Source organism: Aeromonas hydrophila subsp. hydrophila ATCC 7966 (assembly GCF_000014805.1).
GTDB lineage: Bacteria > Pseudomonadota > Gammaproteobacteria > Enterobacterales > Aeromonadaceae > Aeromonas > Aeromonas hydrophila.
Map to the genome: position 1 here is coordinate 807,501 of NC_008570.1, position 25,120 is coordinate 832,620.

Genomic DNA, 25,120 nt, shown 5'->3' on the forward strand with positions numbered 1-25,120 from the left:
GACACAGGTGGTCGGGTAGAGAATACCAAGGCGCTTGAGAGAACTCGGGTGAAGGAACTAGGCAAAATAGAACCGTAACTTCGGGAGAAGGTTCGCTCTTGACAGTGAAGTCCCTTGCGGATGGAGCAGTTGGGAGTCGCAGTGACCAGATGGCTGGGACTGTTTATCAAAAACACAGCACTCTGCAAACACGAAAGTGGACGTATAGGGTGTGACACCTGCCCGGTGCCGGAAGGTTAATTGATGGGGTTAGCGCAAGCGAAGCTCTTGATCGAAGCCCCGGTAAACGGCGGCCGTAACTATAACGGTCCTAAGGTAGCGAAATTCCTTGTCGGGTAAGTTCCGACCTGCACGAATGGTGTAACCATGGCCATGCTGTCTCCACCCGAGACTCAGTGAAATCGAATTCGCCGTGAAGATGCGGTGTACCCGCGGCTAGACGGAAAGACCCCGTGAACCTTTACTACAGCTTGGCACTGAACATTGAACCTACATGTGTAGGATAGGTGGGAGGCTTTGAAGGCGTGACGCCAGTTGCGCTGGAGCCGTCCTTGAAATACCACCCTTGTATGTTTGATGTTCTAACGCAGGCCCCTGAATCGGGGTCGCGGACAGTGCCTGGTGGGTAGTTTGACTGGGGCGGTCTCCTCCCAAAGAGTAACGGAGGAGCACGAAGGTTGGCTAATCCTGGTCGGACATCAGGAGGTTAGTGCAATGGCATAAGCCAGCTTAACTGCGAGACGGACAGGTCGAGCAGGTACGAAAGTAGGTCATAGTGATCCGGTGGTTCTGAATGGAAGGGCCATCGCTCAACGGATAAAAGGTACTCCGGGGATAACAGGCTGATACCGCCCAAGAGTTCATATCGACGGCGGTGTTTGGCACCTCGATGTCGGCTCATCACATCCTGGGGCTGAAGTCGGTCCCAAGGGTATGGCTGTTCGCCATTTAAAGTGGTACGCGAGCTGGGTTCAGAACGTCGTGAGACAGTTCGGTCCCTATCTGCCGTGGGCGTTGGATGATTGAAGGGAGTTGCTCCTAGTACGAGAGGACCGGAGTGAACGAACCTCTGGTGTTCGGGTTGTCACGCCAGTGGCACTGCCCGGTAGCTAAGTTCGGAATCGATAACCGCTGAAAGCATCTAAGCGGGAAGCGAGCCCTGAGATGAGTCATCCCTGACCCCTTGAGGGTCCTAAAGGGCCGTTGGAGACCACAACGTTGATAGGTGGGGTGTGTAAGCGCGGCGACGTGTTGAGCTAACCCATACTAATTACCCGTGAGGCTTAACCATACAACACCCAAGAAGTGTTCTGGGCCTTGTAGCGAATGAACGAACTACTAATTCAGTGATAGCGACGCCAACAGGCAGTTCGTTATTCACGTCAGCTTTCTAAGATTGAAGAATTTGCCTGGCGGCCATAGCGCCGTGGAACCACCTGATCCCTTGCCGAACTCAGAAGTGAAACGCGGTAGCGCCGATGGTAGTGTGGCATTCGCCATGCGAGAGTAGGACACTGCCAGGCACCCAATTAAACGGTGATGTGAAGAATCACATTACTGGCTGCGAGGATGACACCTCATTGAAGCGGCAGACAATTTAGCAAAAAGCTAACCAGACAGCGGAGCGGTAGTTCAGTCGGTTAGAATACCGGCCTGTCACGCCGGGGGTCGCGGGTTCGAGTCCCGTCCGCTCCGCCACTAATTTGAAAGGCCTTCCCAGATGGGAAGGCCTTTTTGCTATCTGGTTTTGGCGAATGAAATAAGGAAACAAAGGACAACAGACAGGGCTGCGACTTGCCACTGGCAACTGAGTCCCTGTCAGTTGTCCCTTGTGCTTGAGCCGGACTCTGTCCGTCTCCCCGTCCGCTCCGCCACTACTCAAGAAGCCCAGTCTAGCGACTGGGCTTTTTTTCGTTTCACTTCTCCTGAATTGCCCTTTCCCTCTTTTATACCCTGCGGATTTATCACGTCATGGGGGTTGCGCCTCAAGGCTTTCCATCAGGGATGGGGTTCGGCATACAATGCACCTTTGGTGTCAGATGGGAGTCACCCTATGTTTTGTCCGCATTGTGGTTCCGGATCGCTGCAACAGCGCAGCGAGAAAGAGTTTGCCTGTGGCTGTGGTTTTCACTATTTCCAGAATGTGGCGTCGGCCGTGATGGTGGCGCTGTGCTGGCAGGACGAGCTGCTGGTCGCGGTGCGGGCTCGGGATCCCGGCCGGGGCTTGCTGGATCTGCCGGGCGGCTTCGTCGATCCCGGCGAATCGCTGGAGGAAGCCTTGGTAAGGGAGCTCAAAGAGGAGCTGGGGCTGGATATGACGGGGGAGACGCCGCGCTACCTGGGCTCCTATGCCAACGTCTATCCCTATGACGAGGTGACCTATCACACCTGCGACACCGTCTTTCTGCTGGAGTTGGCAGACAAGCCTGCTGTGGTAGCGGCCGACGATGTGGCTGCCTGCGAGTGGCGCAAGCTGGCTGGCCTTGCCCCTGCCGAGTTTGCTTTCCGCTCTACCGGCGCCGCCATCAGTCAATTGCAGTGGCTGCGGGGCTAACCGATAGCAGTGATGACGGGGGGAGCCGCTAGCCTAGCAAGTGGAGGGTGACGATCAGGCCACCCTCTTCGCCGTTTCTGGCCTCGACCCGCCCGCCCTGGGCCTGGATCGCCTTGCGGGTGATGGCGAGGCCCAGCCCATAACCCTTGCCTGCCGCGGGGGAGCCTATTCGCACGAAGGGATCGAAGATGCTGGAGAGCTTGCTCTCATCCACCCCCATCCCCTGATCCGCCACCTCTACGATGAACTCGTCGCCCTGCCGCATCAGGGTCAGGCGAATGATCTGGCCCGCTTGCGAGAAGCGCAAGGCATTGCGCAGCACGTTGTCGAGGGCCCGGCGGATCAGCTCCGCCTGCCCACAGACCGTGTATTCCCGGGTTTCATCCACCCAAGTTTTTATCTCGACCCCCATGTGCTGCGCCTCGTAGCGGGCATCGCTCACCACGGCGTCGACCAGCCCCTGCAGATCGTAATACTCCTCGCCGTCCCGCTCGCCATGGCCGGCGCGGGTGAGGGTCAGCAGTTCGCCGATCATCTTGTCCATGCGCTGGGTCTCGAGCTGGATCCGCTCGAGGGATCCCTCGATCCTGGCCGGATCCTGCTGGGCCAGGCCGATGGCCAGCTGCAACCTGGCAAGGGGGGAGCGCAGCTCGTGGGAGACGTCGTGCAGCAGCTGTTCGCGGCTCTCCACCAGCAGTTGCAACCGCTCGGCCATGGCATCGAAGTCGCGGGCCGCATCGCTGATCTCGTCGTGGCGCCGCCGCATGGCGGGGTAGAGGCGCACTGCCAGATCCCCCTGGGCGAGGCGTTCGAATCCCTGCCGGAAGCGGTTCATGGGGCGGGTCAGGTGCCAGGCGAGCAGGGCGCTGAAGAAGAGGCCGCCGAGTCCGCCGATCCACCACATGGGGGGTGGCATGTTGAGCCAGTTGCGGCGGGGCTGGGGCGGTGCCAGCAACTGCTGCAGGCCGGCACTGTCGTAGTCGAGCCGGTAGTGCCGGCCATCGGCTCCCAGCAGGATGCGGCCGCCCTGTGTTGTAGATGGCTCTGCTGCGACCGGTTCAAGCTGCAGCAGCCTTCGCTCCCGGGCCGGCCAGCTGGCCTGCAGGGCCGCAACCGCAGCCGGTCCCTGCTGCTGCAACAGGCTGGCGGCGGCTGCCAGCTGACGCTCGGCCAGCTGGTTGGCCATCCGCTGCTCTGGCGGCCCTTCGTGGCGATAGAGGCTGAACGCCACCCACAGCAGCTGGCTCATCATGATGATGGTGAACCAGAAGCCGAACAGGATCTTCCAGAACAGGCGCCCCTTGAGGATCATGCCAGCCGGTATCCTATGCTGCGCACCGTCTCGATGCCGACGGCTTCCCCCGCCAGAGCTTGCAGCTTCTGGCGGATATTGCAGATGTGCACGTCGACGCTGCGATCATAGGGCTCGCGCGGGCGGCCGAGCCCGTGCAGGGAGAGCTCATCCTTGCTGACCACCCGCTCTGGGGATCGCAGCAGCAGTTCCAGCAGGTTGAACTCGGTGGCGGTCAACTCCAGCGGCTGCGCCTGCCAGTGACACTGACGGCTGGCGGGGGAGAGCACCAGTTCGCCAAGGCGCAGACCCTGCACTTTGCCTGGATTGGCGGGGGCAGGTTCGACCCGGCGCAGCACGGCTCTCAGCCTGGCCACCAGTTCCCGCGGGTAGCAGGGCTTGGGCACATAGTCATCGGCTCCCATCTCCAGCCCGATCACCCGATCGATGTTGTCTCCCTTGGCGGTGAGCATGATGACGGGGATCCGGCTGTCGCGGCGGATCTGGCGCAGCACCTCGCTGCCATTCAGATCGGGCAGCATGATGTCGAGCACCACGGCGGCATAGTTGCCGGAGAGGGCGTGCTGCACGCCGCTCTTGCCGGTCAGCACGTGAGTGGTGGCAAAGCCTTCGCCGCTCAGGTATTCGCTCAGCATGGTGCCAAGCTCCAGATCATCGTCCACCAGCAGGATCTTCATCGCTCTTCTCCGTCTCGGGTTGGCGCCATTTTCCCGTGTCCGTCTCCGCCTGACAGCTGCTTTTACGCAATCCTTACACTGCCCTGCAAGAGGCTTAACCGGATATTGGAGTAGATTGCCCGGGTCTGTTTCACCCTCTGTTTCAGCCAAGGATATCCGCGATGGCCCGTGCCCGTCTCCTCGTTGTTCGCCTGCTGCTGCCCGCCCTGGTGCTGGTCGGTGCCGGCTGGCTGCTGCTGCCTTCCACTGTCGCACCAACCGCCTCTTTCATCACGGCCCCGGTCGAGCGGCGGGATCTGGAGCAGAGCGTGCTGGCCGACGGCACCCTGCAGGCCCAGAAGCTGGTGAGCGTGGGGGCGCAGGTGTCGGGGCAGATCAAGGCGCTGCACGTGGCGCTGGGGGACGAGGTGAAGCAGGGCGATCTGCTGGTCGAGATCGACGATCTCACCCAGCAGAACGCCCTCAAGGATGCCGAGGCCGCCCTCGACAACGTGCAGGCCCAGCTGGCCTCGCGCCGGGCAACTCTGCGCAACAACCAGCTGGCCTTCGAGCGCCAGCGCAAGGTGCTGGCCCGGGGATTGGGCAGTCAGGCCGACTACGACAGCGCGGAGGCGACCCTGACGGCCACTCGCGCCGACATCCAGGCGCTGACGGCGCAGGCGGTGCAGGCCCGCATCGCGGTCGACACCGCCAAAGTGAATCTGGGTTACACCCGCATCGTCTCCCCCATGGCGGGCACCATAGTGGCGATCCCGGTGGAGCAGGGGCAGACGGTCAACGCGGTGCAGAGTACCCCGACCATGGTCAAGGTGGCGCGGCTCGACACCATGACGGTGGAGGCGCAGATCTCGGAGGCGGACGTGATCAAGGTGAAGGCCGGTCTGCCCAGCTATTTCACCGTGCTGGGGGCGCCGGAGCAGCGTTACCAGGCCCGTCTGCACGCCATCGAGCCCGCCCCCGACACCATCAACGACGACGCGACCAGCAGCAGTTCGACCAGCACGGCCGTCTACTACCACGGTCTGTTTGAGGTGGCGAATCCGAGCGGTGCCCTGCGCATCGGCATGACGGCCCAGGTGCACATAGTGCTGGCTACCGAGCGCAACGCCCTGGTGATCCCGGCCATCGCCCTGAGCGAGGGGCGGGTGCAGGTGGTGGATGAGGCCGGCCGCCCACAATGGCGGCAGGTGAAGGTGGGCCTCAACAACAAGGTGGATGCCCAGATCCTGGCGGGGTTGGCCGCCGGGGAGGCCGTGGTGGTCAGTCAGCTGACGGCCAAGAGCCAGCAGAGCGGGCGGATGGGCCCGCCGATGGGGATGTGACCATGAGGGAACCACTGCTGCAACTGAGCGGGATCCGCCGCCATTTTGGTGACGGGGAGCGGCGCGTCGAGGTGCTCAAGGGGATCGACCTGACCATAGCGCGAGGCGAGATGGTGGCCATCGTCGGCGCCTCCGGCTCCGGCAAATCGACCCTGCTCAATATTCTGGGCTGCCTGGATCAGCCGAGCGAGGGTAGCTATCGGGTGGCCGGACGGGAGACGAGCCGGCTGACGGCCGATGCGCTGGCGACCCTGCGCCGCGAGCACTTCGGCTTCATCTTTCAGCGCTACCACCTGCTGGGGGATCTCAGTGCCCGCGACAACGTGGCGCTGCCCGCCCTCTATGCCGGCTTGGCTGGCGATGCGCGCAAGGCGAGGGCCGAGAGGCTGCTGCAACGGCTCGGGCTCGGCAGCCGGCTCGACTACAAGCCGAGCCAGCTCTCCGGCGGCCAGCAGCAGCGGGTCAGCATTGCCCGCGCCCTCATCAACGGCGGCCAGGTGATCCTGGCGGACGAACCGACCGGCGCCCTCGACAGCCAGAGCGGTGCCGAGGTGCTCGGCATCCTGGGCGCGCTGCATCGACAGGGCCACACGCTGGTGCTGGTGACCCACGACATGGCGATCGCCGAACAGGCCGAGCGGATCATCGAGCTCAAAGACGGGGCGGTGGTAGCCGACCGTCGTCGCGAGCCGACACCGCCGTCCCCTGCGCCAACCACTTCCCGTGCCGACACAGGGGGACGCGGCGGTCTGGCCGGGCGGCTCGGCGCCGCCTTCAAGATGGCGCTGCTGGCCATGCGGGCCCAGCGGATGCGCACCTTCCTCACCATGCTCGGCATCATCATCGGCATCGCCGCCGTGGTGTCGGTGGTGGCGCTGGGGCGCGGCTCCCAGCAGCAGGTGCTGGCCAACATCAATGCCATGGGCACCAGCACCCTGGAGATCTTCCCCGGCAGCGGTTTCGGTGATCGGCGGGCCGAGGCGGTCCAGACCCTCAGGGTGGAGGATGCCGAGGCCCTCGCCGGGCTCGGTTATGTGCACAGCGTGACCCCCAGTCTGGCCACTAGCGTCACCCTGCGTCGGGGCAGCCAGGCGGTGCTGGGCTCGGTGAACGGGGTGGGGGAGCAGTTCTTCCAGGTGCGCGGCTATCGATTGCTGCAGGGCATGCTGTTCGATGCCGCCAGCGTGACCGCTCTGGCGCAGGAGGTGGTGATCGACGAGAACAGCCTGGCGCGCCTGTTCGGTGCGGGGGAGTCGCCGCTCGGTCAGGTGATCCTGCTGGGGAGCCTGCCGTGCCGGGTGATCGGGGTGGTGGCCCGCAATCAGAGCGGCTTTGGCAGCGACGAGAACCTCAATGTCTGGATCCCCCACACCACGGCCATGACGCGGATGCTGGGCCAGAGTCACCTGCGCAGCATCAGCGTGCGGGTGCAGGACGAGGTGGCGCTGGCCGCCGCCGAGGATGGCATCAGCCGCTTGCTGCGTGAACGGCACGGCGCTCAGGATTTCTTCGTGCTCAACACCGACAGCATCCGCCAGGCGATCACCAGCACCAATGCCACCCTGACCCTGCTGATCGCCATGATTGCGCTCATCTCCCTGGTGGTGGGCGGCATCGGAGTGATGAACATCATGCTGGTGTCGGTGAGCGAGCGCACCCGCGAGATCGGCGTGCGGATGGCGGTGGGGGCCAGAACCGGCGACATACTGCAGCAGTTCTTGATCGAGGCGGTGCTGGTCTGCCTGCTGGGCGGGGCGGCCGGGGTGCTGCTCTCCCTGCTGATCGGCGTCTTGTTCGAGCACTTCAGCAGCCAGTTCACCCTGAGCTACTCCCTGGACGCCGTGCTGATGGCCTTCTTCTGCTCGAGCCTCATCGGCGTGCTGTTCGGTTTCTTCCCGGCGCGGCGGGCGGCGCGGATGGACCCCATCCACGCACTGGAGCGGGAGTAGGCACTCTCTTCGGCGCCCGCGGCGCCACCCCATTCGCCGGCGTTGCCGAGGGCTCATCCCGCCTCGGTGGCCTGGCGAGTTGGCCGGACGGCACTCTGTGCCAGTCCGGCAGCCTGAACCGTGTCATCGACGTGACACAGCCTGCTCTGCGCGGGTTTTCAACCGGGCCCCTGGCCCGGTTCTTTTTCTCATGCGAAAAAAAGGCGCCACCCGAGGGGAACGCCTGAAAGGTCAAACCTTGCGGTTTGCGGACCAACGGAACCAAGATTTCACACACATCACACTCTCAGCACTTCTGGCAGGCTCAGCCCTGCCACTTGCCTCCTTCCACTATCACATCGTTGGGATCGGTATCGGCGCTCAGTTTGTCGCGCACATACTGGTCGTAGAGTTTCAGCAGGTACTTCTCTTCCCCCAGCTTGGCGAGACGGTCGTTGACCCAGTCCCGCAGCTCGATATTGCCCTTCTTCACCGCCGGCGCGATGGGGTCTTCCGAGCCCAGCTTCTCGGGCAGCACCCGATAGCCCGGGTTCTCCTTGGCCCAGCTGAAGAGCACCAGGTTGTCCTGGGCATAGGCGTCGCCACGACCCTGGGCCAGCGCCTGCAGGGATTCGGTGTTCTTCTCGAACTTGAGCACCTTCCAGTCCGGGTGGTTACGGGTCAGCCAGATGTCGGCCGTGGTGCCGGTGGTGACGATCAGGGTCTTGCTGGCCAGATCATCCAGTTGCTTGGCCGGGCTCCCTTGTGGCACCAGCACCTGTACCGCCACTCGCAGGTTCGGGTTGGTGAAGTCCACCACCTGCCGCCGCTCCGGGGTCACCGTCATGTTGGCGAGGATGAGATCCACCTTGTCGCTCTGCAGGAAGGGGATGCGACTGGCGGGCTCTACCGCCACGAACTCGACCTTGTTCTCGTCCCCCAGCAGATCCTTGGCGAAACGGCGACCGAGGTCGGTGTCAAAGCCGACGTAGTTGCCCTTCTCGTCCACATAGCCAAACGGGGGCTTGTCGGTGAAGACGCCGACGATGAGCTTGTCGCGCGCCTTGATCTTGTCGAGGGAACCGTCCGCCGCATGGGCGGCGCCGCTGGCGAGACCCAGTCCCAACAAGGCACTGAACAGAACCGAGGTGATTTTTTTCATGCTGACTCCTTTCGTTTGATGACATTTGTATAAGAAAACTTGGCGAGGAACTGGCGGGCACGCTGGCTGCGCGGGTTCTCGAAAAATTGATGGGGCGCGGCCTGCTTCAGGATGTGGCCGCCGTCCATGAAGACGATGCGATCCGCCACCGCCTGGGCGAACGCCAGCTCGTGGGTGACGATGAGCAGGGTCATGCCGCTGCCGGCGAGATCCCGGATCACCTCCAACACCTCCTGCACCATCTCGGGATCCAGCGCAGCGGTCACCTCGTCAAACAGCATCACCTGCGGGTTCATGCACAGGGCCCGCACGATGGCGATGCGCTGCTGCTGGCCACCGGAGAGCTGGCGTGGATAGTCATGGCGCCGCTCCCACAGGCCGATGCGGGTCAGCAGTTGTTCTGCCTGCAGCAGGGCCTCCTGCCGCTCTCGTTTTTGTACCTGAAGGGGGCCGAGCAGCACGTTCTCCAGCACCGTCAGGTTGGGGAAGAGGTGATAGCTCTGGAACACCATGCCGATGCGCTGGCGCAGCCGCTGCCAGTCGGTGCTGGCATCCAGCCTCTGCCCATCGAAGCCGATCTCGCCCCCCTGAATCGGTTCGAGCCCGTTGAGGGTGCGCAACAAGGTGCTCTTGCCGCAGCCGCTCGGCCCCAGGATGACGATCACTTCCCCGGCGTTCACCGTGAGGCTGACCTCATCCAGTACCCGGTTTTGGCCGAATTGTTTGCTGACAGCATTGAGCTCAAGCAGAGGTGTCATACCGCATTACCCCATTGTTGCTCCAGCCGACGCGAGGCGAGCGAGAGCGGATAGCAGACCAGAAAGAAAAACAGGAACAGCAGGCCGTAGATAAGCAGCGAGCCATAGGTGCGCTCGATGATCTGCTGGCCCACCTTGATCACCTCCACCACCCCGATCAGCACCGCCAGCGAGCTGGTCTTGATGATGCGGGTGTAGATGTTGATGGTCGGCGGCGTCAGCCGTTGCAGCGCCTGGGGCAGCAGCACGTGGCGATAGAGCTGCCAGCGGGAGAGCCCGAGCGCCAGGCCGGCCTCCTGTTGACCACGAGCCAGGGATCCCAGGCCGCCGCGCACCACCTCCCCCACCTCGCTGGCGCCCCACAGGGCCAGCACCAGCACGGCGCACCAGAAGGCCGGAATATCGAGGCCGAAGAAGATCGGCAAGCCGAAGAAGAAGAGGTAGAGCCACACCAGCACGGGCACCACCCGAAACAGCTCCAGATAGACCCGGAGCACTCCCCGCGTCAGCCTTCCCCCCTGCTGGGCCAGCACGCCGTAACCGACCCCACCCAAGGTGGCGAACAGGATGGCGAGCAGCGAGATGGCGAGGGTCTGACCCGCGCCCACCGCCAGCAGCGGCAGCGCCTGCGTCAGCTGCTCAGTGACCGGACTGGACATAGCGGTCCCTCCTTTCCTCTGCATTGGTGGCGAGTGACGGCGGTAGCAGGACGTTCGATGCCTGCATCAGTTGCTCAATGACCGAACTGACCATGTTGCAGCCTCCTTTCAACGACGCGCAGGGCAAGGGACAGCGGCAGAAAGATCAGCACGCACATCAAGGTCAGCACCGCCAGCATCTCGTAGGTCTTGTAGTAGAGGGCGATGTAGTTCTTGGTGGTGTAGAGCAGCTCTGGCACCGCCACCGCCGAGGCCACCGTGGTCTCTTTGAGCAGAAAGATGAAGTTGGCAAACAGCGCCGGCAGGCTGGCAAGCCAGGCCTGGGGCAGCTGGACGTGGCGCAGCAGTTGCCAGCGGGAGAGGCCGATGGCTCGCCCCGCCTCCAGCTGGCTGGGGGGGACCGCCTGAATGCCCGCCCGCAGCGCCTCGGTCAGGTAGCCGCCGCCGAGGAAGGTCATGGCGATCACCGCCGTGGCAAAGCCCGACAGCGACAGGCCGAGCGCCGGCAGCCCGAAGTAGAGAAAGAACAGCTGGATCAGCAGCGGCGTGTTGCGGGCCAGCTCCACATAGGCGCGGATCACCCCGTTCAGCCAGGGCCTGTGCAGGCTTTGCAGCGTCACATTGAGCAGCGCCACGGCGAGCGAGGTGAGGATCACGATGGCGCCGAGCTGCAAGGTGACCCAGACCGATTGGCCGAACGCCGGCAGGGTGGTGAGAACAAAGGACCAGTCGAAGCTCATGCCGGGATCCTCCCGTCGCGGCGCAGCCGCTGGGGCACGACCGTGATGGCGTCCGGGTACTTGATGCCGGCGCCAGTGTTGAGCACCACCACCCGCTCGCCCCCCTGGATCCAGCCCGCTTCCCGCAGCTGGCGGGCGGCTGCGAAGGCGGCCGCCCCTTCCGGGCAGACGAAGCAGCCCTCCTGGGAGGCGAGTTGACGCAGCTCGCGCTGGATGGCGCCGTCTTCCACCGCGATGGCGCAGCCCTCGGTGCGATAGAGGGCATCCAGCACCAGAAAATCCCCCAGCGCCTTGGGTACGTTGATGCCGAACGCCAGGGTCTGGGAGTCGGGCCAGAAGCGCGATTCGCGCTCCCCCTGCTGCCAGGCCTGGACGATGGGGGCGCAGCCGCTCGCCTGCACCGCCACCAGTCGCGGCAGCGGCCCCTGCACCCAGCCTAGCTCCTGCAACTCCCGCAGCGCCTTGTAGATGCCGATGAGGCCGACCCCGCCGCCGGTGGGGTAGAGGATCACGTCCGGCAGGGTCCAGCCAAGCTGCTCGGCGATTTCAAACCCCATGGTTTTCTTGCCCTCGATGCGATAGGGCTCCTTGAGGGTGGAGGCATCAAACAACCCCTGCTGCGCCACCGCCTCGGCCACCTGGCGACCGGCGTCGCTGATGAGGCCGTCCACCAGATAGAGGCGGGCACCGGCCAGGGCGCTCTCCAGTCTTGTGATGGCGGGGGCCGCTTGCGGCTGGACTATGGTGCTGCGCAAGCCGGCGCGGGCGCCGTAGAGTGCCCAGGCCGCGCCGGCGTTGCCGTTGGTGGGCATGGCGAAGTGGGTGAGGCCGAGTTCGCGGGCGCGGGAGACGCCGACCGCGGCGCCGCGGGCCTTGAAGGAGCCGGTGGGGGTGAGGCTCTCATCCTTCATCCAGAGATCCGGAATGCCAACCTGTTTGCCGAGGCGCGGCAGCGGCAACAGCGGGGTGAAGCCTTCCCCCAGGGTGACCACCTGGGCGGGGTCGCGCACCGGCAGCAGCTCGTGGTAGCGCCACAGGCTGGCGGGGCGCCCCAGCAGGGCGGCCGGATGCCAGGCCTGCTTCAGGGCCTCGAGGTCGTAGCTGGCCAGCAAGGGGGCGCCGACCGGGCTCAGCTGCTGGGGCTGATCGGCATCCACAATCTCGCCGGTCTTGCTGCAACGCAGATGTGATAGGTAGCTGTACGGCATGCTTTATCCTGAATGAGTCGAGATGGTCAGTCGCTTATTCCATCCTGTGACCCAAGTGCCGGATAACAAACAAAATAAACTGGCAAACCTAAGCGAAAAAATTCATATGACTCCGATTGGTCAGGGTTGTGGCGGCTTCCCGCTCATGTCGCGTGTTCACCCGCTGGGGGGTTGGGCCGTCCGGCACTCTTTGCTAACCTGCCCGCTTCACCCGAAATCGCAGGGAGCCGCATCGATGCGAGCCATTGTCAGCCTGCTGGCCCTGTCACTGCTGTGTGCGTGCAGTGGCCAGTCAACCAAAGAGGATGCCATGTCAGGGAAAGCGCGCCTTCACTACCCCGTCACCCGCCAGGGTGAGCAGGTGGATCACTACTTCGGCCAGGCCGTGGCCGACCCCTATCGCTGGCTGGAAGATGATCGCAGCCCCGAGACCGAGGCCTGGGTCAAGGCCCAGAACGCCGTGACCCGGGACTACCTGGCACAGATCCCGTATCGCGCCGCCATCAAGGAGAAGCTCGCCTCTTCCTGGAACTACGCCAAGGAGGGGGCGCCGTTTCGCGAAGGGCGCTACCACTACTTCTTCAAGAACGACGGCCTGCAGAACCAGAACGTGCTGTGGCGCCAGTTGGAGGGCAAGCCGGCCGAGGTGTTCCTCGATCCCAATACCCTCAGCCCCGACGGCACCACGGCGCTGGATCAGCTGAGCTTCTCCCGCGATGGCCGCATCCTGGCCTACTCCTTGTCGCTGGCCGGCAGCGACTGGCGCGAGATCCACCTGATGGACGTACAGAGCAAGCAGCCGCTGGAGGCGCCCCTCAAGGACGTGAAGTTCAGCGGCATCAGCTGGCTCGGCAACGAGGGCTTCTTCTACTCGAGCTACGACAAGCCAGATGGCAGCGAGCTGTCGGCCAAGACCGATCAGCACAAGGTCTATTTCCACCGGCTCGGCACGGCGCAGGAGGATGACCGGCTGGTGTTCGGCGCCATCCCGGCCCAGCACCACCGCTACGTGGGGGCGACCGTCACCGAAGATGATCGCTTCCTGCTCATCTCGGCGGCGAACTCCACCTCCGGCAACCGCCTCTATGTGAAGGATCTGAGCCAGGAGAACGCGCCGCTGCTGACGGTGCAGGGGGATCTGGACGCGGACGTGAGCCTGGTGGACAACCAGGGCAGCACCCTTTACCTGCTGACCAACCGGGACGCCCCCAACCGCCGGCTGGTTACGGTGGATGCCGCCAACCCGGGACCGGCCCGCTGGCGGGATCTCATCCCCGAGCGTCAGCAGGTGCTGACGGTGCACAGCGGCAGCGGCTATCTGTTCGCCGAGTACATGGTGGATGCCACCGCCCGGGTCGAGCAGTTCGACTATGAGGGCAAGCGGGTGCGCGAGGTGGCGCTGCCCGGCCTTGGCAGCGTCAGCGGCTTCAACGGCAAGCACGATGATCCCGCCCTCTACTTCGGTTTCGAGAACTATGCCCAGCCGCCCACGCTTTACCGGTTCGAGCCAAAAAGCGGCGCCATCAGCCTCTATCGCGCCTCAGCGGCGCCGTTCAAGCCGGAGGATTACGTCTCCGAGCAGCGCTTCTACCAGAGCAAGGACGGCACCCGGGTGCCGCTCATCATCAGCTACCGCAAGGGCCTCAAACTCGATGGCAGCAACCCGACCATCCTCTACGGCTACGGCGGTTTCGACGTGAGCCTGACCCCGAGCTTCAGCGTGTCGGTGGCCAACTGGCTGGATCTGGGGGGCGTCTATGCGGTGGCCAACTTGCGCGGGGGCGGCGAGTACGGCCAGGCCTGGCACCTGGCGGGCACCAGGATGAACAAGCAGAACGTGTTCGACGACTTCATCGCGGCGGCCGAGTATCTCAAGGCCGAGGGCTACACCCGCACCGAGCGGCTGGCGATCCGCGGTGGCTCCAACGGCGGTCTGCTGGTGGGGGCTGTGATGACCCAGCGGCCGGATCTGATGCGGGTTGCCCTGCCGGCGGTGGGGGTGCTCGACATGCTGCGCTACCACACCTTCACCGCCGGGGCTGGCTGGGCCTATGACTATGGCACCAGCGCCGACAGCGAGGCGATGTTCGACTACCTGAAGGGCTACTCGCCGCTGCACAACGTCCGACCCGGGGTCAGCTACCCCTCGACTATGGTGACCACGGCGGATCACGACGATCGGGTGGTGCCGGCCCACTCCTTCAAGTTTGCCGCCACTCTGCAGGCCGACAATGGCGGCCCCCATCCCCAGCTCATCCGCATCGAGACCAATGCCGGGCACGGGGCGGGCACGCCGGTGGCGAAACTGATCGAGCAGAGTGCGGACATCTATGCCTTCACCCTGTACGAGATGGGTTATCAGCAGTTGCCGCGTCAGCCTTGATCCGGGTGAGACGGGCGCCAGCCATCCACTATCATCAGGGCCCTGCGGGGCCCTTTTCATTGCCGCGCGTTGGAGGGCCTGCGCTGGCAGCACTGGCTGCGACCATCCCTGTCTCGCCGCTGGCCCGTTTTGGCAGACGGGCCCCATCTGTCATCCCCCCGGTGGTATAGTCAGCCACAAGATCCGCATTCAAGGAGTCCATCGTGAAGAAGATCATCTACATCCTGCTGGGACTGGCGCTGGCGGCCGTGGTGGCCATCGCCGCCCTGGTGTCCCTCATCGATCCCAATCAGTTCAAGCCCCAGCTGGTGGAACAGGTGCGCAAGAGCACCGGCCGCGAGCTGGTGATACAAGGGGATATCGGCTGGCGTTTCTGGCCAAGCCTCGGCCTCTCCCTTGAGCAGGTGGCGCTGCGCAACCCCGCCGGCTTTGCCGAGCCCGACCTGGTGCGCTTCACGCGCGGGGAGGCCTCGGTGGGCCTGCTGCCGCTGCTCTCCCACAAGCTTGAGATCGGCAAGGTGACCCTGAGCGGCGCCCATCTGTTTATCCAGACCAAGGCTGACGGCAGCTCCAACCTGAGCGATCTGCTCAAGGCCTCCGCCGAGCCCAAGGGGGAGGCGACGACCTCCGAGCCAGCCGCAACGACGTCCCCGCCCGCCAGTGACAAGCAGCCCTGGCAGATCAGCCTGCAAGGGGTGGAGCTGCAACAGGCCAGCGCCCTGCTGCAGGACGATCGCAACGGCACCGTCTCCCGCCTCGAACAGCTGGACCTGAACCTGGGCCAGCTGGCGGTCGATCAATGGGTACCGGTGACCCTGGCCGCCAAGGGGGCCCAGGGTGAGCTGGCGTTTGATCTAAAGGGGGCGGCCCAGCTCAAGCTGGCGCCCGATGCCAGCCGCAGCGAGCTGAAAGATGTCGCGCTGGCGGGGAGCCTGAGCGAACCGACCCAGCGGCTGGATGCCTTCTCTCTCAAGGCCGACCGGCTGGCGCTGGGACAGTGGAGCAGCCTCACCCTCAGTCTGCAGGGGGCACAGGGGGCGGCGGACAAGCCGACCCTGGCCGGTACGCTGGAAGGAACCCTCAAGGCGCGGCTCGATGAGAACCGGCAACTGCTGGAGATGTCGGATGCCGTGCTGGCCGCCAAGTTGAGTGGCGATGCCCTGCCGCGCCCGCAGATGCAGGTGAAGCTGGCGGGCTTTGCCCGCGCCGAGCTGGGCAAACAGGCCGTCACCCTCAGCAACCTGGTGATGGGAGTGGATGATGCCCTGCTGAGCGGCAACGGCAGCGTGCAGCTGGGTGCCGTGCCCAGGGTGGCGTTCGACCTGAAGGGGGAGAAGCTTGACCTGGACAGTTGGCTCGGTCAGCCGGCCAAGACTGCCCCTGTGGCCGCTACCTCGGGCGCTGCCGCGCCGGCCGGAACAAAGGCGCAGACCGCTGCGCCCGCCGCCAAGGCGCTCTCAATGCAAGAGCCCGACCTGACCGCCCTCAAATCGGTGGACCTGGCGGGCCGGCTGCAACTGGGCAGCCTGCGATTGAAGGGGCTGGATCTGAGCGCCGTCGATCTGCAGCTGGCCCTGGCCGGTGGCCAGCTCACCCTCAAGCAGTTCAGCGCCGGGGTGGCCGGCGGTCAGGTGACCGCCAGCGGCGTGCTCGATGCCCGTCAGCAGCCGGCCCGCTATCAGGTGCACAAGCGGGTGCAAGGGGTCGATGTGCGGCCGCTGCTGCAGACCCTGGCCCAGACCGACCTGCTGGAAGGCAAGGGGGATCTGGAGGTGGAGGCGCAGGGCTCAGGACTTTCCGAGCAGGCGCTGCGCAGCCGGATGCAGGGCAAGGTGAGCCTCAGACTGAGCGACGGTGCCCTGCACGGCATCAACCTGGCGGAGATGATCCGCGAGGCACGGGCCACCCTGACCGGCAAGGGGGCGGATCAGGTGAAGGAGGTGCGCAAGACCGATTTCAGCGCGCTTACCGCCAGCTTCCGGATTGCCGACGGGGTTGCCAGGAGCGACGACATCCAGCTGTTTGCCCCCGCCCTGCGGGTGCAGGGGCAGGGCCAGACCGCCCTGGTGCCGGAGACCCTCGACTTCCTGTTCCTCACCTCGGTGGTGGAGAGCAGCAAGGGGCAGGGGGGCAAGAGCGTGGACGAGCTCAAGGACATCACCATACCGGTGCGCATCGGCGGCCACTGGCAGGCGCCGAGCTACCGGCTCGACGTGAAGGCCTTGCTCAGCAACAACAAGCTGCTCGAGGAGAAGGCTCGCAAGGAGGCCGAGCGCGGTCTCAAGAAGCTGCTGGGTGACAAGGCCGACAGCGAAGGGGTGAAAGGGGTGGCCGATCAGCTGCTCAAGGGCTTGTTCAAATAGCCCCTGCCTTTCGCGTTATCGCCATGCAGAGCCCGCCCCGTGCGGGCTCTGTGCATTGTGGGTCGCTGCCTGGCAAGGTGTTTAAGCGGGATGCTGCCGGCGTCGGTAGCGAAAGAGAGGGGTGTTTGGGCCGGACAAAGATGGTATCACTGTGGTTTTACCAAGGAGCAGATGAATGAGTCGAAGTGAAATCGCAAGAGAGACATCCCATCCGGACTGGCCGCTGGTCTGGCAGATCTACGGCAGCAGCTTTCCCCGCTACGAACAGCGCCAGCCGCAGCATCAAGAGCGCAAGATGGCAGACTCCCGCTTTCACTGTCAGCTCTTTTATCAGGGCGAGCAGCTGCTCGGCTTTATCTTCTGGTGGGACTGCGGCGAGCAGATCTACATCGAACACCTGGCCATCAACCCGGCCCTGCGCGGCCAGAACCACGGCTCACGCCTGCTTGCCGCCTTCTGCGAGACGGCGGGACGCCCGGTCATCCTGGAGATAGACCCGCCAGAGGACGAGATAGCCCTTCGCCGGCTGCGCTTCTATCAGTCACTGGGTTTTTGCCTGAACGAGCATGATCACGTGCACCCGCCCTATCAGCCGGATCATCAAGGCCATGCGCTGCGGGTGCTGAGCTATCCGGCCCCGCTCGATGAGCAGGGGTACCGGCGCTTCAACAAGGTGCTGGTGGAGACTGTGATGGATCACGGCCCTGGCTGACACGGCTGCCATCCATCTCGCAGTGCCACCATGCGCCACACGACCAGGAGGGTCCATGAACAAACGGGTGCTGATCACCGGCGGCGGCAGAGGCATTGGCGCTGCTACCGCCCGCCATCTGGCGGGGCAGGGCTATCATCTGTGCCTCAACTATCGCCATGACAAGGGCAGTGCCGAGGCGCTGGTGGCCGAGATCCTGGCCTCCCATCCGGTCCGCTGCATCGCGGTGCAGGCCGATGTCGGGGTGGAGGCCGAGGTGGTGCGTCTGTTCGAGGAGATGGACGCGCGGCTTGGCCCCGTCACTCATCTGGTCAACAACGCCGGCAGGCTGCAGCCGCAGATGCGGGTGCTGGAGATGAGCGCCGAGCGCATCAACCAGACCCTGACCACCAATGTCACCAGCTGCTTTCTCTGCTGCCGCGAGGCGGTGCGCCGGATGACGGCGGGGGGCGCCATCGTCAATGTCTCCTCGGCCGCCGCCCGGTTGGGCTCGGCGGGGGAGTACGTGGACTATGCCGCCGCCAAGGGGGCTGTCGACGTGCTGACCAGGGGGTTGTCGCTGGAGGTGGCGGCCCAGGGGATCCGGGTCAACGGGGTGCGTCCGGGTTTCATCTACACCGACATGCACGCCGACGGCGGCGAGCCCGGTCGGGTCGACCGGGTGAAGGGGCAGATCCCGCTGCAACGGGGTGGTCAGCCGGCCGAGGTGGCCGCCGCCATCGCCTGGCTGCTGTCTGACGAGGCTTCCTACGTTACCGGCACCTTCATCGACGTGGCCGGCGGGCGCTGACCCCGACCCGAGAGTGAATACAACAAGGGGCGCCTCGGCGCCCCTTCGGTTTATTCCCCCAGCAGCTGTTGCCAGACTGCCAGCACATGGCCGCGCTCCGGCAGCAGCCTGTCGTCGCCCACCTTGCGGGAGACCTCGGAGAGGTTGAGGCGATGGCCGAGGTTGCGGATCTCCAGATAGGCATGCTTGAGCCCCTCCGCCTGCTCCAGGGTCAGCACCCCCGCCAGCACGCACTCATCGAAGATGCGCACGTTATCGGACCAGCGAGTGAGCGCCTCGGGTTCGCCGCAGGCATGGGCCAGCACCAGGTATTGAGCGATGAACTCGATGTCCACCATGCCGCCGGGGGACTGCTTGAGGTCGAACTCGCCGGCGCCCGCTTTGAGCAGGTGATCCCGCATCTTGTGGCGCATCTCGCGCACCTCGCGGGCCAGGGTCGGCAGCTCGCGCTCCTTGGCCAGCACGGCGCGGCGGATGCGGGCAAACTCGGCGATCACGGCATCATCGCCATAGATGGGGCGGGCCCGCACCAGGGCCTGATGCTCCCAGGTCCAGGCCTCGTTTTGCTGGTACTGCTCGTAGGCCGCCAGCGACGAGACCAGCAGGCCTGAGTCGCCGGAGGGGCGCAGCCGCATGTCGATCTCGTAGAGGATGCCGGACGGGGTGCGGGTGCTGAACAGGTGCAGGATCCGCTGGGCGAGGCGCAGGTAGAACTGGCGGCTGTCGATGGGTTTGCGCCCGTCGGTATAGCTGTTGGGGTCGCCGCCGTGCAGGAACACCAGGTCGAGATCCGAGCCGTAGCCGAGCTCGATGCCGCCGAGCTTGCCATAGGCCACCACCGCAAAGCCGCGCCGGCCGCTCACCGCCACCTCGGGTGGCACCCCGTAGCGCTCGCTCATCTGGGCCCAGGCCTGATTGACCACCTCTTCGGTGATCGCCTCCGCCAGCCAGGTGAGGTGGTCGCTCACCTTCATCAGCGGCAGGGCGCCAGCGATGTCGGCCGCCACGATGCGCAACAGCTGCACCTGCTTGAACTGGCGCAGCGCCTCCATCTGCTGCTCCACGTCCTCTTCGGGGATGCGCAGCAGGAACTGGCGCAGCTGGGGCTTGTACTGATCGAGCGGGGTGGGGTGATAGAGGTGCTGGGGATCGAGCAACTCGTCCAGCAGGATGGGGTAGCGGGCCAACTGCTCGCTCACCAGATGACTGGCGTCACACAGCCGCACCAGCTGGCGCAGGGCGCCCGGGTTCTCCGCCAGCAGCTGCAGATAGGCGCTGCGGGTGAAGATGCGGGTCAGCAGCTCGCACACCCGTTCGAACAGGCGGGCGGGTTGCTCGCTGGCGACCACCAGTCGCAGCAGTTCCGGCATCAGCCAGTCCAGCGCGATGCGCCCCTGCGGGCCGACCTGACGGCGTTTGTACTCCTCCTTGAAACGCAGCAGGGCGGCGCAGAGCGAGGCGGGCTCGGCCACCCCCTGTGCGGTCAGCAGTTGCTCCAGCTCGGCGGCGTCGAGCTCGGTGCGCCACAGATCGAGCCAGAGCTGCTCCAGATGGGCGGGGGCCTCTTTCTCTTCCCCCACCACGGCGGCGAACTCCTGATGGACGGCAGCCATCTCCTCATCCAGATGAGCCATGAAGGCGCCCCAGTCCGTAAAGCCGAGGGCGGCGACGAGCCGCTGGCGATCCCGCTCCTCGGTGGGCAGGGTCTGGGTCTGCTGATCGCCGATCTCCTGCAATATGTTCTCGACCCGGCGCAGGAAGCGATAGGCCGTCAGCAGGCGGTCGCAATGGGTGGATTCGAGGGCGCCGCACCGGGCGATGGCGGCCAGCGCCTCCGGCAGATGGCGCACCCGCAGTGCCGGCTCGCGCCCGCCACGAATCAGCTGCAGCGCCTGGGCGATGAACTCCACCTCGCGAATGCCGCCGGCCCCCAGCTTGATGTTGCCCTCCAGCCCCTTGCGGCGCACCTCGGCGGCGATCATCGCCTTCATCTGGCGCAGGCCGTCGATGACGCCGAAGTCGATATAGCGGCGAAACACGAAGGGGCGCAGCATCTCGGCCAGCTCCACTGCATGTTCGCACTGGGGCCCCAGCACCCGCGCCTTGACCATGGCGTAGCGCTCCCAGTTGCGGCCGTGGTGCTGGTAGTAATCCTCCATGGCGGCAAACGAGATGGCGAGCGGCCCCGCGTCGCCAAAGGGGCGCAGCCGCATGTCGACCCGAAACACCTGGCCGTCGACCGTGCTCTGGTGCAGGGCGTTGATGATGCGCTGGCCCAGCTTGATGAAGAATTGCTGGTTGGCGAGCTCGCGCCGCCCGCCGACCGTGTAGCCGTTCTCGGGGAAGGTGAAGATAAGGTCGATGTCCGAGGAGAAGTTGAGCTCGCCGCCCCCCAGCTTGCCCATGCCGAGGATCAGCAGCGGCTGCGGGTTGCCGTTGCCATCCATCGGGGTGCCCAGCTCGCCGCACTGCTTGGCGTAGAGCCAGTCGCGGGCCGCGCAGATGAGGGCATCCGCCAGTCTGGTGAGATGGACAAAGCTCTCTTCCACCGCCGCATGGCCCAGCAGCTCGCGCCAGGCGATCACCAGCATGCGGCTGCGACGGAACTGGCGCAGGATGCGCTTGAGCGCCTCCTCGTCATCCACCTCGGCCAGCAGGGCGGTCAGATCGTGCTGGTAGGCGGGCCAGCGCTCGGAGCGCTCCAGCTCCCCGGAGGCGAGCAGCTCGGTCAGCAACTCAGGTTGTTTGAAGAGGGAGTCGGCGACAAAATCGGAGAGGCCGAGCAGGGTCAACAGGGTCTGGCGCACCGGCTCGGGCAGCGTGCCGTAGTCGGGGGCCAGTTCAATCAGCCGTTGCCAATGGCGCTGGGCCAGCTCCTGCAGCAGGGGGGAGAAGGCGGAGAGAGAGGGGGAGTGCTGGGCCACGGTTGCCGTCCTTGTGATTAACGAAACTGCCGGATAAAAAGCTGGCTGCCAATCTAGCACTGTCGGGCCCCCGCGTCACAGCGCGGGGGGCGAGAAGCATGATCCGGCGGGAATTATCGGCAGCCGGTGGTTCAGGTGCGCTGGTAGATATCGGGGTGGTAGATCTCCATCAGACTGCCGGGGCTGGCGGGCGGCACGAAGCCGAAACCGGCGTAGAGGCCGTGGGCATCCGAGGTGGCGAGGGAGAGGCGACGCAATCCCTGCAACTCGGGATGGTCGAGCATGGCCGCCACCAGCGCCTTGCTGTAGCCCTGGCCGCGATGCTCAGGCAGGACAAACACGTCGGCCAGATAGCCGAAGGTGGCCTTGTCTGTGATGACCCGGGCGAAGGCGACTTGCTGAGCGCCGAGGTAGCCGCCAAAGCAGAGCGAATGGTTGATGGCCCGCTGCAGGGTGGCAAGGGGAATGCCGCGACACCAGTAGGCCTCCTCAGAGAGAAAACGGTGAATGAGCGGCACGTCGAGCCGTCCCTTGTCGGCGCTGATTTCAAGCGCAAGTTCTGTAGTCTGCATCCTGGCTCCTTGCCGCGATGAAAAAAGAAAGGCCCCTCGTGGGGGCCTTCCAGTCTAACCAGATTGCGACGTTCAACAACAGCGGCCCTGTGTCAGGCCAGTTTGAAAACCTGAATGATGAGTGCTGTCCAGGGGCTGGCTGTGCTGAGCCATCTCTTCCTGTCGGTGAGATGGCGCCCGTCAGGCCAGCTTGAAGGCCTGGATATGAGTATCCAGGGTCTGGCTGTGGCGCTCCACCAGTTCGGAGGCCTCCTGCAGCTCCCGCAGCACCACGACGGAGCCTTCCACCACCTGCTTGACCTGCTCCAGGTTGCCGCTCATCTCCTCGGCCACCGAGCTCTGCTGCTCGGAGGCGGCGGCGATCTGGCGGTTCATGTCGGCCACCCCCTGTACCCGCTGCACTATGGTGGCGAGCTGGTCGCCGGCCTGGGTCACTTGCTCCACCCCCTTGTCGGCCTGCTGCACGCTCTGGGCCATCAGTTCGGCGGCCTGGCGGGCGTTGCTCTGCAGCTGCTCGATCATCTTCTGGATCTCGACGGTGGCGGCCTGGGCCCGGTTGGCCAGTTCGCGCACCTCGGAGGCGACCACCGCGAAACCACGGCCGGCCTCGCCGGCGCGGGCGGCTTCGATGGCGGCGTTCAGCGCCAGCAGGTTGGTCTGCTCCGAGATGCCGCGAATGGTATCCACGACGGAGCCAATCTGCTCGACCCCCTGTTCCACCTGATTGACCACGGTGGAGGAGCGCTGAATGTTGCCGGAGAGGGTATCTATGGTGTTGACGGTGGCGGCCACGCAGCGGCTGCCCTCCTCGGCCAGCAGGCTGGTCTCGGCGGTGGCGTGGGAGGCCTGCTCCGCATGGGCGGCTACCTCGCGAATGGCACCCACCATCTGGCTCATGGCGCTGGCCAGTTGCTCAATCTGGGTGAACTCCTCGCTGATGGCCTCGTTGGCCTCCTCCATGCAAAGGGTGACCTGGGAGGCGATGTCGTTGAGCTCCTTGCAGGCGACGCGCTGGGTGCCGAACACCTCCTTGAGGTTCTCCTGGGAGTGGGCCACCGCCTTGGCGATGTCACCGAACTCGTCACGGGACTTGAGCAGCACCCGGTGGCTCAGATCCTTGCGGGCGAAGCGCTCCAGCAGGCCCACCAGATAGTGCACCTGCTTGACCATCAGGCGCGAGCCGGTCAGCAGCAGCACCACGAACAGCAGCCCCATGATGGCGGTCTCCATCAACCCGGTCCAGAGCAGGCTGTTGGCGATAGTGTCCGCCTTGTCGGGCGCGATGCCTTCGTTGAGCAGGGTGGTTTCCAGATTGCTGGCGTCGAACCAGAGCTTGACCAGCAGCAGCACAGTACTGAACACCATGAGCAGTACCACTTTGGGTACCAGCCGGATATTGCTCATTCGCCTCTCCAGCGGGTTTAACTGCATAATATTTCTCCTTTTAATGACCGGTTTTCCTTTGTCCTCAGGACTATCGGCATTATCTTCCTTTTTATTAATTCGCACCGTGCCTAAAGTGGGAAAATGTATGCGACATCACTTAACTCATCTGCGCGCCATGGATCTGCTGATGGCGTTTCTGTCGGTGATCTCGGTTTTGCTGGTCACGGCCCGCTGGTGGGGGCATGCCCAGCTCACCCCCCAGACCCTGCAGCTGTTCTATGACGTTGACAGCCTGATCTGCTACTTCTTCCTCGCCCATTTCGCCTATGGCTGGGCCCGAGCCTCCGACCGGATGGCCTTCTTCAAGGCCAACTGGTTCTATCTGCCGGGCAGCCTGCCGATGGTGGAACAACTGCGCTGGGCCCGTCTGCTGCAGCTGTGGCGGGTCTATCAGCTGTTCAAGGAGCACCCGGATCTCTGGGCCATGTTCCGTCGCGAGCGCAACGAGACCACCCTCTCCGGCATTCTGTTCCTGTTCTTCCTGCTGCTGGGGGTCGGTTCCGGGGTCATGTATCTGATCGAATCGGGCCAGCCCGGCAGCCAGATCCAGACCCCCTACGATGCGTTCTGGTGGACGCTGGTGACCCTGTCAACCGTGGGATACGGCGACCTGGTGCCCAAGACGGAACAAGGGCGCTTCGTCGCCAGCCTGCTGATCCTGTTCGGGGTCGGTCTGTTTGGCGCCATCAGCGGTTTCATGGCCAGCCTGTTTCTGCAGCCGGGGCGGGGGGATGGCGAGCTGGAGAAGTGGCGCCATCACCAGAGTGCGCAGCAGGATCTGTTGTTGCAGGAGCTGCGTGCCCTGCGGGACGAGGTGAAGGCACTGAAACAGAAATAGGCAGCGGCGTCCGGAATGGTCGCGTCGCGGCGCAAACAAGTTGCGAGCCAGCTCTCAGCTCGGGGGGCGCCACTTTTCTTTGCTTGTCCTTTGACCCGCAGGCGGCTTAACATTCGCCAGTCACCTAACCAAACGAAGAGAACCGATCGACCATGCGCGCCCTTCTCGGGATCCTGATCTGCTTGTGTGCCCAACAGGCACTGGCCGATACCCGTTATGTTTCAGACAACATCTTTACCTTTATTCACAATGGTCCGGGTACCCAGTACCGGATCCTTGGCAGCGTCAAGGCGGGTGAGCCGCTGGACGTCAAGGCAGTGAACAACGAAGCCGGTTTCACCCAGGTGGTGGATGGTCGTGGCCGTGAAGGCTGGATCAAGAGCAGCGAGCTGCAGGGCGAGATCAGCCTGCGCGAACGGCTGCCCCAGGTGCAAAAAGAGCTGGAAGAGGCCAAGGCCCGCCTGCTGAACCTCAACGGTGACAACGAGAAACGCTTCACCGAGAAGGATGGCAAGATCGCCGAGCAGAGCAAGGAGATCGCCAGCCTGAAGGCTCAGCTGGCCAGCCAGAGCGAGGAGATGGGCAATCTCAAAGAGCAGAACGACGCCCTGACCCAGAGCTACGACAACCAGGAGCACGACATGCAGATGGACTGGTTCATCCGCGGTGGTGCCATGGTGGGTGGCGGCATCCTGCTCGGCATCCTGTTGCCTATGCTGCCCCGTCGTCGCAGCCGCGGCGATCGCTGGATGAACTGACAACGGCTGTCGGA

General features: G+C 64.5%; 19 protein-coding genes, 1 tRNA gene and 2 rRNA genes (1 of these 22 running past the window's edge). 12 read left to right on the forward strand and 10 right to left on the reverse strand.

Features of this window, described 5'->3' with window-relative positions; all coding sequences use genetic code 11:
• The 4 genes from AHA_RS03805 to AHA_RS03820 all read left to right on the forward strand — a co-directional run.
• Positions 1–1,291, forward strand: a 23S ribosomal RNA gene (locus AHA_RS03805) (it extends 1,598 nt beyond the left edge of the window).
• Between the two features lie 117 nt (positions 1,292–1,408).
• Positions 1,409–1,523 (forward strand): 5S ribosomal RNA (gene rrf, locus AHA_RS03810).
• Positions 1,524–1,621: 98 nt separating this feature from the next.
• A tRNA-Asp gene (locus tag AHA_RS03815) sits at positions 1,622–1,698 on the forward strand.
• A gap of 355 nt (positions 1,699–2,053) precedes the next feature.
• Complete coding sequence (locus tag AHA_RS03820) at positions 2,054–2,554, forward strand: NUDIX hydrolase (RefSeq protein WP_164927546.1); 501 nt, start codon at positions 2,054–2,056, stop codon at positions 2,552–2,554.
• 28 nt (positions 2,555–2,582) lie between these two features.
• Here AHA_RS03820 and AHA_RS03825 read toward each other — a convergent pair whose 3' ends face one another.
• Together AHA_RS03825 and AHA_RS03830 are read right to left on the reverse strand one after the other, a co-directional pair.
• A complete protein-coding gene (locus tag AHA_RS03825; RefSeq protein ID WP_164927547.1) occupies positions 2,583–3,866 on the reverse strand; it encodes a HAMP domain-containing sensor histidine kinase in 1,284 nt (427 codons plus the stop codon).
• On the reverse strand, positions 3,863–4,543 hold the full coding sequence (locus AHA_RS03830) for a response regulator transcription factor (RefSeq protein ID WP_011704710.1): 681 nt from the start codon (positions 4,541–4,543) through the stop codon (positions 3,863–3,865). The genes AHA_RS03825 and AHA_RS03830 overlap by 4 nt, the downstream gene beginning before the upstream one ends.
• Positions 4,544–4,704: 161 nt before the next feature.
• On the opposite strand from AHA_RS03830, the gene AHA_RS03835 reads away from it, so the two are divergent.
• Positions 4,705–5,865: an efflux RND transporter periplasmic adaptor subunit gene (locus AHA_RS03835; RefSeq protein WP_011704711.1), complete on the forward strand. Its 1,161-nt coding sequence runs from the start codon at positions 4,705–4,707 to the stop codon at positions 5,863–5,865.
• A 2-nt stretch (positions 5,866–5,867) separates the two neighbouring features.
• Entirely contained in the window at positions 5,868–7,814 is a 1,947-nt protein-coding gene (locus tag AHA_RS03840) for a MacB family efflux pump subunit (protein WP_011704712.1), read from the forward strand.
• A gap of 304 nt (positions 7,815–8,118) precedes the next feature.
• Here the strand turns inward: AHA_RS03840 and AHA_RS03845 are convergent, their stop codons facing one another.
• The 5 genes from AHA_RS03845 to AHA_RS03865 form a co-directional block, all read right to left on the reverse strand.
• A complete protein-coding gene (locus AHA_RS03845) occupies positions 8,119–8,955 on the reverse strand; it encodes a transporter substrate-binding domain-containing protein (protein WP_011704713.1) in 837 nt (278 codons plus the stop codon).
• Positions 8,952–9,713, reverse strand: coding sequence for an amino acid ABC transporter ATP-binding protein (locus AHA_RS03850; protein WP_011704714.1), 762 nt, complete (start codon positions 9,711–9,713; stop codon positions 8,952–8,954). The genes AHA_RS03845 and AHA_RS03850 overlap by 4 nt, the downstream gene beginning before the upstream one ends.
• Positions 9,710–10,372 carry an amino acid ABC transporter permease gene (locus AHA_RS03855; protein WP_011704715.1) on the reverse strand — a complete coding sequence of 221 codons (663 nt, stop codon included), beginning with the start codon at positions 10,370–10,372 and terminating at the stop codon, positions 9,710–9,712. Before AHA_RS03855 ends, AHA_RS03850 begins: the two co-directional genes overlap by 4 nt.
• 74 nt (positions 10,373–10,446) lie before the next feature.
• Positions 10,447–11,112: an amino acid ABC transporter permease gene (locus AHA_RS03860; protein ID WP_011704716.1), complete on the reverse strand. Its 666-nt coding sequence runs from the start codon at positions 11,110–11,112 to the stop codon at positions 10,447–10,449.
• Entirely contained in the window at positions 11,109–12,320 is a 1,212-nt protein-coding gene (locus AHA_RS03865; protein ID WP_011704717.1) for a threonine synthase, read from the reverse strand. The genes AHA_RS03860 and AHA_RS03865 overlap by 4 nt, the downstream gene beginning before the upstream one ends.
• Positions 12,321–12,555: 235 nt before the next feature.
• Here AHA_RS03865 and AHA_RS03870 point away from each other — a divergent pair, with 235 nt between their 5' ends.
• From AHA_RS03870 to AHA_RS03885, 4 genes are all read left to right on the forward strand, one after another.
• Positions 12,556–14,703 carry a prolyl oligopeptidase family serine peptidase gene (locus tag AHA_RS03870; RefSeq protein ID WP_011704718.1) on the forward strand — a complete coding sequence of 716 codons (2,148 nt, stop codon included), beginning with the start codon at positions 12,556–12,558 and terminating at the stop codon, positions 14,701–14,703.
• 203 nt (positions 14,704–14,906) lie between these two features.
• On the forward strand, positions 14,907–17,066 hold the full coding sequence (locus AHA_RS03875) for an AsmA family protein (RefSeq protein ID WP_011704719.1): 2,160 nt from the start codon (positions 14,907–14,909) through the stop codon (positions 17,064–17,066).
• Between the two features lie 175 nt (positions 17,067–17,241).
• Positions 17,242–17,778, forward strand: coding sequence for a GNAT family N-acetyltransferase (locus AHA_RS03880; protein WP_011704720.1), 537 nt, complete (start codon positions 17,242–17,244; stop codon positions 17,776–17,778).
• A gap of 55 nt (positions 17,779–17,833) precedes the next feature.
• On the forward strand, positions 17,834–18,568 hold the full coding sequence (locus tag AHA_RS03885) for an SDR family oxidoreductase (protein ID WP_011704721.1): 735 nt from the start codon (positions 17,834–17,836) through the stop codon (positions 18,566–18,568).
• A 50-nt stretch (positions 18,569–18,618) separates the two neighbouring features.
• Here AHA_RS03885 and glnE read toward each other — a convergent pair whose 3' ends face one another.
• From glnE to AHA_RS03900, 3 genes are all read right to left on the reverse strand, one after another.
• A complete protein-coding gene (glnE, locus tag AHA_RS03890; protein ID WP_164927548.1) occupies positions 18,619–21,492 on the reverse strand; it encodes a bifunctional [glutamate--ammonia ligase]-adenylyl-L-tyrosine phosphorylase/[glutamate--ammonia-ligase] adenylyltransferase in 2,874 nt (957 codons plus the stop codon).
• Positions 21,493–21,623: 131 nt separating this feature from the next.
• The gene (locus AHA_RS03895; RefSeq protein ID WP_011704723.1) at positions 21,624–22,064 is read right to left on the reverse strand and encodes a GNAT family N-acetyltransferase; all 441 of its coding nucleotides are present in this window, start codon (positions 22,062–22,064) and stop codon (positions 21,624–21,626) included.
• A gap of 180 nt (positions 22,065–22,244) precedes the next feature.
• Positions 22,245–23,495, reverse strand: a complete 1,251-nt coding sequence (locus AHA_RS03900) for a methyl-accepting chemotaxis protein (RefSeq protein ID WP_011704724.1) — start codon at positions 23,493–23,495, stop codon at positions 22,245–22,247.
• Positions 23,496–23,526: 31 nt separating this feature from the next.
• On the opposite strand from AHA_RS03900, the gene AHA_RS03905 reads away from it, so the two are divergent.
• Both AHA_RS03905 and AHA_RS03910 read left to right on the forward strand, forming a co-directional pair.
• Entirely contained in the window at positions 23,527–24,348 is an 822-nt protein-coding gene (locus tag AHA_RS03905) for a potassium channel family protein (protein ID WP_011704725.1), read from the forward strand.
• 152 nt (positions 24,349–24,500) lie between these two features.
• The gene (locus AHA_RS03910; protein ID WP_011704726.1) at positions 24,501–25,106 is read left to right on the forward strand and encodes a TIGR04211 family SH3 domain-containing protein; all 606 of its coding nucleotides are present in this window, start codon (positions 24,501–24,503) and stop codon (positions 25,104–25,106) included.
• Positions 25,107–25,120 lie beyond the last annotated feature (14 nt).

Bases quoted from the DNA above. Each gene is read 5' to 3' on its own strand.
- AHA_RS03820 (WP_164927546.1), top strand. From the start codon at position 2,054: ATGTTTTGTCCGCATTGTGGTTCCGGATCGCTGCAACAGCGCAGCGAG.
- AHA_RS03825 (WP_164927547.1), bottom strand. From the start codon at position 3,866: ATGATCCTCAAGGGGCGCCTGTTCTGGAAGATCCTGTTCGGCTTCTGG.
- AHA_RS03830 (WP_011704710.1), bottom strand. From the start codon at position 4,543: ATGAAGATCCTGCTGGTGGACGATGATCTGGAGCTTGGCACCATGCTG.
- AHA_RS03835 (WP_011704711.1), top strand. From the start codon at position 4,705: ATGGCCCGTGCCCGTCTCCTCGTTGTTCGCCTGCTGCTGCCCGCCCTG.
- AHA_RS03840 (WP_011704712.1), top strand. From the start codon at position 5,868: ATGAGGGAACCACTGCTGCAACTGAGCGGGATCCGCCGCCATTTTGGT.
- AHA_RS03845 (WP_011704713.1), bottom strand. From the start codon at position 8,955: ATGAAAAAAATCACCTCGGTTCTGTTCAGTGCCTTGTTGGGACTGGGT.
- AHA_RS03850 (WP_011704714.1), bottom strand. From the start codon at position 9,713: ATGACACCTCTGCTTGAGCTCAATGCTGTCAGCAAACAATTCGGCCAA.
- AHA_RS03855 (WP_011704715.1), bottom strand. From the start codon at position 10,372: ATGTCCAGTCCGGTCACTGAGCAGCTGACGCAGGCGCTGCCGCTGCTG.
- AHA_RS03860 (WP_011704716.1), bottom strand. From the start codon at position 11,112: ATGAGCTTCGACTGGTCCTTTGTTCTCACCACCCTGCCGGCGTTCGGC.
- AHA_RS03865 (WP_011704717.1), bottom strand. From the start codon at position 12,320: ATGCCGTACAGCTACCTATCACATCTGCGTTGCAGCAAGACCGGCGAG.
- AHA_RS03870 (WP_011704718.1), top strand. From the start codon at position 12,556: ATGCGAGCCATTGTCAGCCTGCTGGCCCTGTCACTGCTGTGTGCGTGC.
- AHA_RS03880 (WP_011704720.1), top strand. From the start codon at position 17,242: ATGAGTCGAAGTGAAATCGCAAGAGAGACATCCCATCCGGACTGGCCG.
- AHA_RS03885 (WP_011704721.1), top strand. From the start codon at position 17,834: ATGAACAAACGGGTGCTGATCACCGGCGGCGGCAGAGGCATTGGCGCT.
- AHA_RS03895 (WP_011704723.1), bottom strand. From the start codon at position 22,064: ATGCAGACTACAGAACTTGCGCTTGAAATCAGCGCCGACAAGGGACGG.
- AHA_RS03900 (WP_011704724.1), bottom strand. From the start codon at position 23,495: ATGCAGTTAAACCCGCTGGAGAGGCGAATGAGCAATATCCGGCTGGTA.
- AHA_RS03910 (WP_011704726.1), top strand. From the start codon at position 24,501: ATGCGCGCCCTTCTCGGGATCCTGATCTGCTTGTGTGCCCAACAGGCA.